12 protein-coding genes are annotated in these 12,260 nt (G+C 71.9%); 9 read left to right on the forward strand and 3 right to left on the reverse strand.

The annotated features are described in order from the left end of the window. Positions 1–11: 11 nt before the first annotated feature. Positions 12–851, reverse strand: a complete 840-nt coding sequence (locus FHY03_RS19325) for a glycine--tRNA ligase subunit alpha (protein WP_183932150.1) — start codon at positions 849–851, stop codon at positions 12–14. Positions 852–1,125: 274 nt separating this feature from the next. On the opposite strand from FHY03_RS19325, the gene FHY03_RS19330 reads away from it, so the two are divergent. The 5 genes from FHY03_RS19330 to FHY03_RS19350 all read left to right on the forward strand — a co-directional run bounded on the left by FHY03_RS19330 (position 1,126) and on the right by FHY03_RS19350 (position 4,817). Continuing rightward, on the forward strand, positions 1,126–1,488 hold the full coding sequence (locus FHY03_RS19330; protein ID WP_183932117.1) for a hypothetical protein: 363 nt from the start codon (positions 1,126–1,128) through the stop codon (positions 1,486–1,488). A gap of 97 nt (positions 1,489–1,585) precedes the next feature. Further along, positions 1,586–2,476 carry a TraB/GumN family protein gene (locus FHY03_RS19335; RefSeq protein ID WP_260159475.1) on the forward strand — a complete coding sequence of 297 codons (891 nt, stop codon included), beginning with the start codon at positions 1,586–1,588 and terminating at the stop codon, positions 2,474–2,476. Between the two features lie 104 nt (positions 2,477–2,580). Next, the gene (locus FHY03_RS19340; protein WP_183920998.1) at positions 2,581–3,204 is read left to right on the forward strand and encodes a 50S ribosomal protein L25/general stress protein Ctc; all 624 of its coding nucleotides are present in this window, start codon (positions 2,581–2,583) and stop codon (positions 3,202–3,204) included. 239 nt (positions 3,205–3,443) lie between these two features. Beyond that, positions 3,444–4,013 carry an aminoacyl-tRNA hydrolase gene (pth, locus tag FHY03_RS19345; RefSeq protein ID WP_183932119.1) on the forward strand — a complete coding sequence of 190 codons (570 nt, stop codon included), beginning with the start codon at positions 3,444–3,446 and terminating at the stop codon, positions 4,011–4,013. 219 nt (positions 4,014–4,232) lie between these two features. Further along, positions 4,233–4,817 carry a TIGR02466 family protein gene (locus FHY03_RS19350; protein WP_183932120.1) on the forward strand — a complete coding sequence of 195 codons (585 nt, stop codon included), beginning with the start codon at positions 4,233–4,235 and terminating at the stop codon, positions 4,815–4,817. On the opposite strand, the gene FHY03_RS19355 is transcribed toward FHY03_RS19350, so the two are convergent. Beyond that, entirely contained in the window at positions 4,801–5,664 is an 864-nt protein-coding gene (locus FHY03_RS19355) for an oxidoreductase (protein WP_183921001.1), read from the reverse strand. The two genes, FHY03_RS19350 and FHY03_RS19355, sit on opposite strands and share 17 nt — an antisense overlap. A 105-nt stretch (positions 5,665–5,769) precedes the next feature. Between FHY03_RS19355 and FHY03_RS19360 the strand changes: the two genes are divergently transcribed. Further along, entirely contained in the window at positions 5,770–7,446 is a 1,677-nt protein-coding gene (locus FHY03_RS19360; protein ID WP_183921002.1) for a DEAD/DEAH box helicase, read from the forward strand. Positions 7,447–7,653: 207 nt separating this feature from the next. Further along, the gene (locus FHY03_RS19365; RefSeq protein ID WP_183932121.1) at positions 7,654–8,697 is read left to right on the forward strand and encodes an exo-alpha-sialidase; all 1,044 of its coding nucleotides are present in this window, start codon (positions 7,654–7,656) and stop codon (positions 8,695–8,697) included. A 250-nt stretch (positions 8,698–8,947) separates the two neighbouring features. Here FHY03_RS19365 and FHY03_RS19370 read toward each other — a convergent pair whose 3' ends face one another. Then, a complete protein-coding gene (locus FHY03_RS19370; protein WP_260159476.1) occupies positions 8,948–10,144 on the reverse strand; it encodes a DUF2332 domain-containing protein in 1,197 nt (398 codons plus the stop codon). Between FHY03_RS19370 and hisG the strand changes: the two genes are divergently transcribed. Then, entirely contained in the window at positions 10,107–10,784 is a 678-nt protein-coding gene (gene hisG / locus FHY03_RS19375) for an ATP phosphoribosyltransferase (RefSeq protein ID WP_183921004.1), read from the forward strand. The genes FHY03_RS19370 and hisG overlap by 38 nt on opposite strands. Next, positions 10,781–12,076, forward strand: a complete 1,296-nt coding sequence (gene hisD / locus FHY03_RS19380; RefSeq protein ID WP_183932122.1) for a histidinol dehydrogenase — start codon at positions 10,781–10,783, stop codon at positions 12,074–12,076. Before hisG ends, hisD begins: the two co-directional genes overlap by 4 nt. Positions 12,077–12,260 lie beyond the last annotated feature (184 nt).

Genomic DNA, 12,260 nt, shown 5'->3' on the forward strand with positions numbered 1-12,260 from the left:
GCCGCGGGCTCTCACGCCGCCCACCCCTTCTTCTCCATCCACGCGCCGCACGCGCCCTTCGCCAGGTCGCGCACGCGGCCGATATACGCCTGGCGCTCCGCCACCGAGATCACGCCGCGCGCCTGGAGCAGGTTGAACGTGTGGCTCGCCTTGATCGCCTGCTCGTACGCCGGGATCGGCAGTCCGGCGGCGAGGCTGTTCTCGCACTCGGCGGCGGCCTTGCGGAAGGCGTCGAACAGCGCGTCGGTGTCCGCCACCTCAAAGTTCCACGCGCTCATCTGGCGCTCGTTCTCGAGGAAGACGTCGCCGTAGCTCACGCCCGCGTCGTTGAAGCGCAGGTCGTAGACGTTGTCGACGTCCTGGATGTACATCGCCAGCCGCTCGAGCCCGTAGGTCAGCTCGCCCGCCACCGGCTTCATGTCGAACCCGCCCATCTGCTGGAAATAGGTGAACTGGGTCACCTCCATCCCGTCACACCAGACTTCCCAGCCGAGCCCCCAGGCGCCGAGCGTCGGGCTCTCCCAGTCGTCCTCGACGAAGCGGATGTCGTGGACGCCCATGTCGACGCCGATCGCGGCGAGGCTGCCGAGGTACAGCTCCTGCAGGTCGGGCGGGCTCGGCTTCAGGATCACCTGATACTGGTAGTAATGCTGGAGGCGGTTGGGGTTCTCGCCGTAGCGCCCGTCGGTGGGGCGGCGGCACGGCTGGACGAAGGCGGCGTTCCACGTCTCCGGCCCCAGCGCGCGCAGCGTGGTGGCGGGGTGAAACGTGCCCGCGCCCATCTCCATGTCATAGGGCTGAAGGATCACGCAGCCGCGCTCCGACCAATAATGGTGGAGCCGCAGGATCATCGCCTGGAAGCTGAGCGGGCGGTTGGCGCTGGTGTCGGTCACCCTCGGCGCTGTGGCGGAAGCCCGGCGGGGAATCAAGCGAGTGGCGAAGCTCGGCGATGGCGATCGATCCAGTCCCGAACGGTCAAGTCGTTGACGATGTTAGCACAATAACGTCCGCCTCATCGTCAAGGATCAGCAGAGCGGCTCGCGCGGCGCGCAAGTCCAGTCGGCCGCGGTTCAGCCAGCCGCTGCTACCGCTCCTATCACCAGATCAACGAAAGGAGTGATCCTCTTGGCCTATCCCTTTCTTCTCACTGCGCTTCTGCTCGGCGTGTCGGCGGTGCCGTCGCCCTCCACCTCGCCCGTCGCGGCCGAGCGCGCGGCGCGCGCGCTTCCGGCATGTCGCCCGCTCGGGCTCGCCTCCGGCGTCGTGCCGGCGACCTCGGTGCTCGCAACGCGCGCGAACGTGCTCCAGGCGGACATCGCCACGGCGCGCAAGGCGCGCGCGCTGACTCAGCCGCAGGCCGACGCGCTGTGGCAGCAGGCCGACCAGGTGCGGCAGCGTGTCGCGGGCAAGGTGCGCCTCCCGGTCGCCACCCGCGCCGAGGCGCACCGCTCGCTCGAGGCGATCGCGGCTCAGCTCTGCCACCGCTGACGCCGCGCTTGGCGCCGCCGCCGCGCTTGCCCGGTGCGGCGCACGCGCCGATAGCGCACCCTTTCCTTCGCCGGGACGCCGCCGCATGAACGCTGCCATGAAGACCGCTCTTTCCGCCCTCGCGCTGCTGCTCGCGCTCCCCGCCTGCGCGCAGCAGGCCCCCGCCCCCGCCGCGCCGGCCGACGCCGATCCCGCTTTGTGGGTGGTGAGGGACAAGGACACGACGATCTACCTGTTCGGCACGATCCACGTGCTCAAGCCCGGCCTGTCGTGGTTCGACGAGGGCGTGAAGACAGCGTTCGACCGCTCGCAGACGCTGGTGCTCGAGATGGTCGAGCCCGACGCGCAGACCGCGCAGCAGATCGTCGCGGCCAAGGCCTTCGCGCCCGCGGGCAGCGCGCTGACGACGCAGCTGCCGCCCAATTATCGCCCCGCCTTCGCCAAGGCGATGAGCGAGGGCGGCGTCACTGCCCAGGCCTATGACAAGATGCGGCCGTGGTTCGCCGCGGTCACGCTGTCGCTGCTGCCGGTGCAGAAACTCGGCTACCAGGCCGCCAACGGCCCCGAGAAGGTGCTGACCGAGGCGGCGCGCACCGCGGGCAAGCAGGTGGTCGGGCTGGAGACGTTCGAGGGCCAGCTCGGCATCTTCGACACGCTGTCGCAGCCCGCCCAGCTCCAGCTGCTGGAGAGCACGCTCGACGAGCTGCCCACCGCCGAGCGCACCTTCGACCGGCTCGTCACCGCCTGGTCGAAGGGCGATCCCGACGGCGTGGCGAGCGAGATGAACGATTCGCTCAGGGACTCGCCCGAAGTCGCCAAGGCGCTGCTGGTCGATCGCAACAAGCGCTGGGCCGCCTGGATCGCCGAGCGGATGAAGCAGCCGGGCACCGTCTTCGTCGCGGTCGGTGCGGGGCATCTCGCGGGCGCGCAGAGCGTCCAGGCGCAGCTCGGCGCGTACCGGCTCAAGGCGGTGCGGGTGAACTACTGATTGCGTTCCGGGCGCGTCGCGGCTAAGCGCGCGCACTTCCGTCATGGTCATCCCTGGAGGCGTGGCGGGAGCATATCAGTCATCTTACGTTTCGGAGCACCAACATGAGCGATACCATCACGCTCGCGGCCGAGACGCGTGACCGGGTTGGCAAGGGAGCCTCCCGCTCGCTGCGTCGCGAAGGCCGCGTCCCCGCCGTGATCTACGGCCAGAACAAAGAGCCGTCGGCGATCCACCTCGAGGAGAAGGCGCTGGTCAAGGCATTGATGACCGGCCACTTCATGAACTCGGTGATCATGGTCGACGGGCAGCGCACGCTGGCCAAGGACGTCGCCTTCCACCCGGTGACCGACCGCCCGACGCACGTCGACTTCCTCCGCATCGCCGCCGACGCGACCGTCACCGTCGCGGTGCCGGTGGTGTTCGCCGACGAGGACAGCTCGCCGGGCCTGAAGAAGGGCGGCGTGCTCAACGTCGTGCGGCACGAGCTCGAGCTGGTGGTCGACGCCAGCAACATTCCGAGCGAGATCAGCGTCTCGGTCGCGGGCAAGGACGTCGGCGACTCGATCCACATCAGCGAGGTGACGCTGCCCGCCGGTGCGCACCCCGCGATCGAGGACCGCGACTTCACCGTGGCGACGCTGGTCGCGCCGTCGGCGCTGCGCTCGGAAGGCGCCGGCGACGAGGCCGAGGACGCCGCGACGACCGAGGGCTCGGACGAGGCCTGATCGTCTCGCTCCGCGTGAGCCGTACGGGGGCAGGGTGGCGGCGACGCTCCCCTGCCCCTTTCGTTTCTGTGGGGTGAGTGCGCTTATCCCCACATCCGTCATGCCGGGCTCGACCCGGCATCCGTGGTGCCGCGGGTGAACCGATCGCGACGTTTGCGGCGACATGGATCCCGGCTCAGCGCCGGGATGACGGAAGTGCGGACTTGCCGCTCGTTCGCCCCCCGTAGGAGACCAACATCGTGCAACTCTGGGTCGGCCTGGGTAATCCCGGCGCGCAATATGCGATGCACCGGCACAATGTCGGCTTCATGGCGGTGGACTCGATCGCCGAGGTGCACGGCTTCGCCGCGCCGGCCAAGAAGTTCCAGGGCTGGCTCCAGGAGGGGCGCGTCGACGGCGTCAAGGTGCTGCTGCTCAAGCCTGCCACCTTCATGAACGACAGCGGCCGCTCGGTCGGCGAGGCGCTGCGCTTCTACAAGCTCGGCGTCGAGGCGCTGACCGTGTTCCACGACGAGCTCGACCTCGCGCCGATGAAGGTGAAGGTGAAACAGGGCGGCGGCACCGCGGGTCACAACGGGCTGCGCTCGATCGACCAGCATCTCGGACCCGACTTCCGCCGCGTGCGGATCGGCATCGGCCACCCCGGCCACAAGGACCGCGTTACCGGCCACGTGCTCGGCAACTACGCCAAGAGCGAGATCGACCCGCTCAGCGACCTGCTCGGCGCGGTCGCGGGCGAGGCGGGATGGCTGGCTAAGCGCGACGACGTGCGCTTCATGAACGACGTCGCGCTGCGGCTGGGGGGGTGAGCAGGTCCTCCCCGCTCGCGGGGAGGGGGACCGCCGCGCGCCAGCGCGGTGGTGGAGGGGGCGGGCCGCGACGCTGCGTGGAATAAGCTTTCACGAGCGCTGCGCTGCGTGGCGAGCCCCCTCCACCACTCGCCTGCGGCGAGCGGTCCCCCTCCCCGTTCCGGGGAGGATTTCGCGCCGACCCAAGCTAAACTCCTGCCCCACAGCCTAGGACCCGCCATGCCGACCCGCCAGCTCTTCCCGACGCACTTCTACGAGGCGCGGCTCGACCAGCCCGCGCTGCTCGCCGACCTCGCCGACTCCTGCCGCGCGCTCGCCGCGGAGGACATTGCCGGCAAGCGCTGGTCCAAGGCGCACGGCTATCGCGGCTACACCAGCTACGCCTCGCTCGACGACCTGCCGCAGCGCGACCCCGCCTTCGCCGACCTCAAGCGCCTGCTCGACCGTCACGTCGCCACCTTCGCCACCGAGGCGGGGCTTGAGCTCGGCGGGCGCAGGCTCAAGCCCGACGGCCTGTGGGTCAACGTCATGAAGCCCGGCGGCACCCACTCGGGGCATCTGCACCCGCACAGCGCGGTGTCGGGCACCTTCTACGTCGCGGTGCCGCCGGGCTCAGGTGCGCTCAAGCTGGAGGATCCGCGGCTGCCCATGCTGATGGCGGCGCCGCCGCGCGACGGCACCTTCGTCTATGCCGAGCCCGCGCCGGGTACGCTCTTCCTGTGGGAGAGCTGGCTGCGCCATGAGGTGATGCCCAGCACCGCCAAGGAGGAGCGCGTCTCCGTCAGCTTCAACTATCGCTGGTAGCGTCGGCCGGGTAGTCGGCGCCGAGCGCGGCGTCGCGCTGCGCCTCGATCTCGGCGACACGCGCGCGCAGCCGCTCCGTCACCGCGTCATAGCCCCACTTGCCGAGCACCAGATGGCGCGGCGGCGTGTCGCGCTCGACCGCTTCGATCATCGCCTCGGCCGCACGGACCGGGTCGCCGGGCTGGTTGCCCGAGACACCCTTGGTAGAGGCCATCCGCGCCTTGGCAGTCTCGGCATAGTCGGCGATCGTGCTCGGCGTCTGGCGCAGCGAGCGGCCGGCCCAGTCGGTGCGGAACGGTCCCGGCTCGACGCAGGTGACCGCGATGCCGAGCGGCGCCACCTCGGCGGCGAGTGAGTCGGAGAAGCCCTCCACCGCGTGCTTGGAAGCGGCGTAATAGCCTGAGGACGGGAAGCCGACGAGGCCCGCGACCGAGGTCACGTTGACGATCGCGCCGGCGCGGCGCTCGCGCATGCCCGGCAGCACCGCGCGGGTCAGCGCGAAAAGGCCGAAGACGTTGGCGTCGAACTGCGCGCGGATCTCGTGATCCTCGCCCTCCTCGATGCTCGACTGATAGCCATAGCCCGCGTTGTTGACGAGCACGTCGATCCGGCCGAAGCGCGCGGTCGCGGTGCGGACCGCATCGTCGATCTGCGCCGGGTCCACCACGTCGAGCGACAGCGCGAGGGCGCGGTCGCCGTACTGCTCGACCAGATCGGCGACACGGTCCGAGTCGCGCGCGGTCACCACGGCCCGCCAGCCCCGCTCCAGCACCAGCCGCGCAAGCTCGCGCCCGAACCCGGTTGAGCAGCCGGTGATGAACCATACGGGGTCGTTGACGAGCGCCATGTCGCGTCTATCCTGCCGTGATAGGGAGAAAAGCGCCGAACGTCCCGGGTGCGGCGCCGTTCCCACTGGCATTTTTCCGCCATCGCGCCCATGTGCGCAGTCCTCATGGACTTTCCGAATCTTCCTGCCGCGCTGGGCAGCGCGCTCGCCGCGCGTGGCTATACCGCGCTCACTCCCGTCCAGTCCGAGGTGACGGCCGAGGCCGCGCACGGCCGCGACCTCCTCGTCTCCGCGCAGACCGGCTCGGGCAAGACCGTCGCCTTCGGGCTCGCCATGGCCGAGCAGCTGCTCGGCGAGGACGGCGCGCTGCCGCCCGCCGCGGCGCCGCTGGCGCTGGCGATCGCACCAACGCGCGAGCTCGCGCTCCAGGTCGCCAAGGAGCTGGCCTGGCTCTACGCCGATGCGCGCATCGCCACCTGCGTCGGCGGCATGGACGCCAGCCGCGAGCGCCGCGCGCTCAACCACGGCGCGCACATCGTCGTCGGCACGCCAGGCCGGTTGCGCGACCATGCCGAGCGCGGCGCACTCAAGCTCGGCCAGCTCCGCGTCGCGATCCTCGACGAGGCCGACGAGATGCTCGACATGGGCTTCCGCGACGATCTCGAGGCGCTGCTCGACCAGACTCCGACCGAGCGCCGCACCTTGCTCTTCTCCGCGACGCTGCCGCGCCCGATCGTCCAGCTCGCCAAGACCTATCAGCGCGACGCGCTGCGCATCTCCACCGTCAGCGAGCAGCGCGGCCACGGCGACATCGCCTATCGCGCGGTCACGGTCTCGCCGGCGGACATCGAGCATGCGGTGATCAACCTGCTGCGCTTCTACGAAGCGGAGACCGCGATGCTGTTCTGCGCGACGCGCGACAACGTCCGCCACCTCCACGCCGGGCTGGTCGAGCGCGGCTTCGCCGCGGTGGCGCTGTCGGGCGAGCATTCGCAGAACGAGCGCAACCAGGCGCTGCAGGCGCTGCGCGACCGCCGCGCGCGCGTCTGCGTGGCGACCGACGTGGCCGCGCGCGGCATCGACCTGCCGACGCTCAGCCTCGTCATCCACGTCGAGATGCCGCGCGACGCCGAGGTGCTTCAGCACCGCTCGGGCCGCACCGGCCGCGCGGGCAAGAAGGGCACCGCGGTGTTGATCGTGCCCTATCCGCGGCGTCGCCGCGTCGAGATGATGCTGCGCGGCGCGCGCATCGCGACCGAGTGGGGCGAGGTGCCGACTGCGGAGGAGATTCGCGCCAAGGACCGCGAACGCCTGCTCGAGACCTTGCTCGCGCCGGTCGAGGTCGACGACGACGACCGCGCGCTCGCCGCCGAGCTGTTGGCGCAGCGCTCGCCCGAGGACATCGCCGCCGCGCTGGTAGCGGCGCAGCGCGCCGCTTTGCCCGCGCCCGAGGAGCTCACCGGCCAGGCGCCGAGCGAGAGCGCGCAGAAGGGGCATCGCGACGGTTTCGACGACGTGGTGTGGTTCCGCATGAACATCGGTCGGCGCCAGAACGCTGACCCGCGCTGGGTGCTGCCGCTGCTGTGCCGCCGCGGTCACGTCACCAAGAGCGAGATCGGCGCGATCCGGATCGGGCCAATGGAGACCCAGTTCCAGGTGCCGCGCGCGCTGGCGGGGCGCTTCGCCGCGGCGGTGCGCGCCTCCGCCAACAGCGACGGCGAGGACGAGAACGGCGTCCGCATCGAGCCGATGGACGGCGCCGCGCCGCCGCGCGCCGCGCGCGTGCCACAGCGGCGGCCGGGTGGCGCCGCGTCCGGACCGAGGGGCCCGCGGCGGCGGTGAGGAGCGCAACTCGCAGGGACGTATAACCATCCCCGTCGGCCCGGCGGAGGCCGGGTCCTAGTTGGGAAGGCCGATGTGAGACCCACCAGCGTCCCCCACCCGGGCCCCGGCCTCCGCCGGGGCGACGTCGATGGAGCGGCACCGCGGATCAGTGACGCGCGCTTCCTTGCCGCTTAAACCTAGCACCTCCATCACCGAGGCGCTGCCATGACTTCTCTCCGCGCGCTCGCGCTCGCGCTCGTCACCCCGCCGACGCTCGCCGCGACCTCACCCTCCGCGATCGTCGCCAGCGAGTTCGTCGACCCCGCCCCGCCCTACCCGCAGGCGCACGCCTCGACGATCGTCCAACTCGCCGACGGCGCGCTCGCCGCGGCGTGGTTCGGCGGCAGCGGCGAGGGCCACGGCGACGTGCGCATCTGGTTCGCGCGCCGCACCGCCGCCGGCTGGGACACGCCGCGCGCGGTCGCTACCGGTGACGGTCAGCCGACGTGGAACCCGGTGCTGTTCCAGCCGCGGGGCGCGCCGCTCCAGCTCTACTACAAGGTCGGGCCGAACCCGCGCGACTGGTGGGGCATGGTGATCGAGTCGCGCGACGGCGGTCGCCAATGGGGGGCGCCGCGACGCCTGCCCGCCGGCGTGCTCGGCCCGATCAAGAACAAGCCGATCGTGGCGCGGGACGGCGCGTGGCTGGCGCCGTCGAGCCGCGAGGTCGGCAGCGCCGCGCACAACCGCTGGTACGCGTTGGTCGAGCGCTCCACCGACCGCGGGCGGACGTGGCGCGCGCTGCCCGCGATCGCTTCGCCGCGCGGGCTCGAGGCGATCCAGCCGAGCCTGCTGACGCTGCGCGACGGGCGGCTGCTGGCGGTGGCGCGGACGCGGCAGGGCGTGCTCGCGCAGAGCTGGTCGCGCGACGCGGGGCGGCACTGGTCGCCGCTGACCGCGCTCGCGCTCCCCAACCCCAATGCGGGGACCGACGCGGTGACGCTCGCCGACGGACGCCAGCTGCTGGTCTACAACGACAGCACCAACCACCCCGGCAGCGACACGGGCCCGCGCTGGCCGCTCGCGGTGGCGCTGTCCGACGACGGGGTGCGCTGGCGCAGGGTGCTGACGCTGGAGAGTGAGCCGCGGCCCGACGGCTATGCCTATCCGGCGGTGATCCAGGCGCGCGATGGGCTGGTGCACGTGACCTACACCTGGAACCGCGAGCGCATCCGCCACGTCGCGATCGACATACGACGGCTGCGCTAGCGCGCGTGTCGCGGGCTCGAATGGTTACGAGTTGTTCCCGCGAGCGAGATCGGTTTGTTATCGACGCGGCGCTACCAACCCCCGTCATCCCGGGCTCGACCGGGGATCCATCGTGCCTCGTACCCGCACGCGGTTGATCTTGCGGAAGCATGGATCCCGGCTCAAGGCCGGGACGACCGTGAAGCGATACCGACCAAGCTTGCTGGTCAGCCATAGGCGTAAGCCCCGCCCGCTGCGCAAGGACCTCCGCTCACCCCGGTTCGCTCACCGCCGCGTCTGGCAGCGTGATCCCCGGCCCTTCCTCGGCCGGCGCGCCCGGTGCAATCCACGCCGCGTGCGCATGCGCGCTGGCCACCGTCTCCCAACCGCTTTCGTCAGGCCACGAGCGAACGCGCACGAGCTGGCGCGCACTCGCGCGGTCGGGCTCCATCATCACCCAGGCGAGCGGGCGCTCCGGGGTCGCGTGCGCGCCCGCCGCGGCCATCGCTGAACGGACCCGGTCGGCGGTGGCCTCGGGCAGATACTGCCACACCACCGAGTGGAGCAGCACGCGCGTCACCCCCATCGCCTGCGGCTCGGCCAGACGCGCCTCGAGCCAGTCGGCGGCATCGGCGCGGTCGAGCGCGACGCCGTGCTCGCGGACCATCGCCACCGCCGCGCGCAGCCGCTCGAGCCGCTCGGGCGCCTCGGGCCACACATAGGACTCGAGCCGGCGCGCCTGTGCGGGGTCGCGCGCGTCGAGCGGGGCGACGTCGCAACCACGTGTCGCGACGATGTCGAGCGCGACCGGCGCGGGTGGGTCGCCGCGCCACTCGGGCCGGAGCGTCAGCGCCGCGTCGGCGGGGCCGACCGCCAATCCGCCGAGATCGAAGCGATAGCGATCGATCAGCAGGTTGAGGCCGGCGCTCGCGCCGATCTCCAGCGTCTCGAGCCGCGGCCCGAGGCATCGTGACACCGCGATCAGCCCGACCATCAACGCCGCCGCGCGCCCGGGCTCGTTGGTCTGCGGCGGTCCGTCGAGATACGGCAGCAGCCGCGCGGCGTGGCGCTCCAGCGTCGCGGCGAACACCGCGGCGATCGCGTCCGGCGCCGTCACCGCGCCCGCGAAGACCGCCGCCAGCGCGTCGTCGGCACGGTCGAGCACCAGCGCGTGCAGCCCGCCGATGAGCCGCAGCGGCAGCGCGTCGCGCGTCGGCTCGCCGGGCCAGTCGAGCACGCGCCGCGCTACCTCCCCGTCCCGCGCGAGCCTGTCGGCGATCACCTCGCACAGCCGCGCGTAGATCGGCGCGTCCATGCGCGCGCAGTAGAAGGCCTGGATCCGGAACGCCTCACGTACCGCCGCTTCGCTCATCGCCGCTTCCTCCTGCCTGCCCGTTGCTCCCACTCGGGTGCCGCCGTAAAGCCCCGCCATGTCCGAGCCCTCCGCCTCCTCCGAGCCGATCGTCATCGCGGTGCCCAAGGGCCGCATCCTGGGCGAGGCGCTGCCGCTGCTCGCCGCCGCCGGGATCGTGCCCGAGGCCGCCTTCGGCGACGAGAGCAGCCGCGCGCTGCGCTTCCGCACCGCCGATCCCAGTATAGAGCTGATCCGAGTCCGCGCCTTCGACGTCGCCACCTTCGTCGCGCACGGCGCGGCGCAGCTCGGCATCGTCGGCTCGGACGTGCTCGCCGAGTTCGCCTATCCCGAGCTGTACGCGCCGGTCGACCTCGACATCGGCCATTGCCGCCTCTCGGTCGCCGAGCCGGCCGAGCTGGCCGCGCGCGACGACCCGCGCGGCTGGAGCCACGTCCGCGTCGCGACCAAATACCCGCACGTCACCGCGCAGCATTTCGCCCGCCGGGGCGTGCAGGCCGAGTGTATCAAGCTCAACGGCGCGATGGAGCTAGCGCCCACGCTCGGGCTCGCCGCGCGCATCGTCGACCTCGTCTCCTCGGGGCGGACGCTTCAGGAGAACGGGCTGGTCGAGGTCGAGCCGATCATGGCGGTCTCGGCGCGGCTGGTCGTCAACCGCGCCGCGATGAAGACGCGCGCGCACGTCTTCCCGCTGGTGGAAGCGTTCCGCGCCGCAGTGGGGAAGAAGGCGGCATGATCCGGCTCGACACAAGCGACGGCGACTTCGCCGCGCGTTTCGACGCCTTGGTCGACGCGCGCCGCGAGACGGCGGTGGACGTGGCGCGCGACGTCGCCACGATCGTGCGCAGCGTGCGCGACGAGGGCGACGCCGCGCTCCACGCCTTCACGCAGAAGCTCGACCGCCACGACCTCGACCGGACTGGCTGGCGCGTCGACCGCGCCGCCTGCGCCGCGGCGTTCGACGCGCTCGAGCCCGAGCTGCGCGTCGCGCTCGAGCTCGCCGCGGCGCGTATCCGCACCTATCACGAGAAGCAGCGGCCGACCGACACCGATTTCACCGACGCCGCGGGCGTGCGGCTCGGCGCGCGCTGGCGCGCGGTGGACGCCGCGGGGGTGTACGTGCCGGGCGGCCGCGCCGCTTACCCCTCGACGCTGCTGATGAACGCGATCCCCGCCAAGGTCGCCGGCGTCGAGCGGCTGGTGGTGGTGACGCCGACGCCCGACGGCGCGATCAACCCGCTGGTGCTCGCCGCGGCGCATCTCGCCGGCGCGGACGAAGTGTGGCGCGTCGGCGGGGCGCAGGCGATCGCGGCGCTCGCCTATGGCACCGAGCGGATCGCGCGGGTGGACGTCGTCACCGGGCCGGGCAACGCCTGGGTCGCCGAGGCCAAGCGCCAGGTCTATGGCGTCGTGGGCATCGACATGGTGGCGGGGCCGAGCGAGATCGTCGTCGTCGCCGACGGGGCCAACGACCCTGAGTGGATCGCCGCCGACCTGCTCAGCCAGGCCGAGCACGACACCACCACCCAGTCGATCCTGTTCACCGACGACGGCGCGTTCGCCGAGCGCGTCGCCGAGGCCGTGGAGCGCCAGCTCACCGCTTTGCCGACCGAGGCGGTGGCGCGTGTCGCGTGGGAGGACAATGGCGCGATCGTGGTGGTGCCGACGCTGGCCGAGGCGATGCCGCTGGTCGACCGGCTCGCGCCCGAGCATGTCGAGCTCGCCTGCGACGACCCGCGCGCCCTGTTCGACCTGCTGCGCCACGCCGGCTCGGCCTTCCTCGGACGGCACACGCCCGAGGCGATCGGCGACTATGTCGCGGGGCCGAACCACGTGCTGCCGACCGGGCGGCGCGCGCGCTTCGCCAGCGGGCTGGGCGTGACCGACTTCATGAAGCGCACCAGTTTCCTCCAGCTCGACGAGAGCGCGCTGAACGAGCTCGGGCCGGCGACAATCGCGCTGGCGCGCGCGGAAGGGTTGCCGGCGCACGCGCAATCGGTGGCGCTGCGGATCCGGACGAACCGGTGAGATGCTCTCACTCGCCCGCTTCAGAAGAGCGCGAGTCGCTTGAGTGATACAAATCCTCCCCGCTCGCGTGGAGGGGGACCATGCGAAGCATGGTGGAGGGGGGCTTCTGTAGGCGCTGCGCTGTGAGGAGAGCCCCCTCCACCACCGGCCTGCGGCCGGCGGTCCCCCTCCCCGCAAGCGGGGA

This window comes from Sphingomonas sp. BK345 (genome assembly GCF_014193845.1).
Lineage (GTDB): Bacteria > Pseudomonadota > Alphaproteobacteria > Sphingomonadales > Sphingomonadaceae > Sphingomonas.

Excerpts from the sequence above, each read along its gene's own strand:
- FHY03_RS19325 (WP_183932150.1), bottom strand. The coding sequence starts at position 851 with ATGATCCTGCGGCTCCACCATTATTGGTCGGAGCGCGGCTGCGTGATC.
- FHY03_RS19335 (WP_260159475.1), top strand. The coding sequence starts at position 1,586 with ATGAAGACCGCTCTTTCCGCCCTCGCGCTGCTGCTCGCGCTCCCCGCC.
- FHY03_RS19340 (WP_183920998.1), top strand. The coding sequence starts at position 2,581 with ATGAGCGATACCATCACGCTCGCGGCCGAGACGCGTGACCGGGTTGGC.
- FHY03_RS19350 (WP_183932120.1), top strand. The coding sequence starts at position 4,233 with ATGCCGACCCGCCAGCTCTTCCCGACGCACTTCTACGAGGCGCGGCTC.
- FHY03_RS19355 (WP_183921001.1), bottom strand. The coding sequence starts at position 5,664 with ATGGCGCTCGTCAACGACCCCGTATGGTTCATCACCGGCTGCTCAACC.
- FHY03_RS19360 (WP_183921002.1), top strand. The coding sequence starts at position 5,770 with ATGGACTTTCCGAATCTTCCTGCCGCGCTGGGCAGCGCGCTCGCCGCG.
- FHY03_RS19365 (WP_183932121.1), top strand. The coding sequence starts at position 7,654 with ATGACTTCTCTCCGCGCGCTCGCGCTCGCGCTCGTCACCCCGCCGACG.
- hisG (WP_183921004.1), top strand. The coding sequence starts at position 10,107 with ATGTCCGAGCCCTCCGCCTCCTCCGAGCCGATCGTCATCGCGGTGCCC.
- FHY03_RS19370 (WP_260159476.1), bottom strand. The coding sequence starts at position 10,144 with ATGACGATCGGCTCGGAGGAGGCGGAGGGCTCGGACATGGCGGGGCTT.
- hisD (WP_183932122.1), top strand. The coding sequence starts at position 10,781 with ATGATCCGGCTCGACACAAGCGACGGCGACTTCGCCGCGCGTTTCGAC.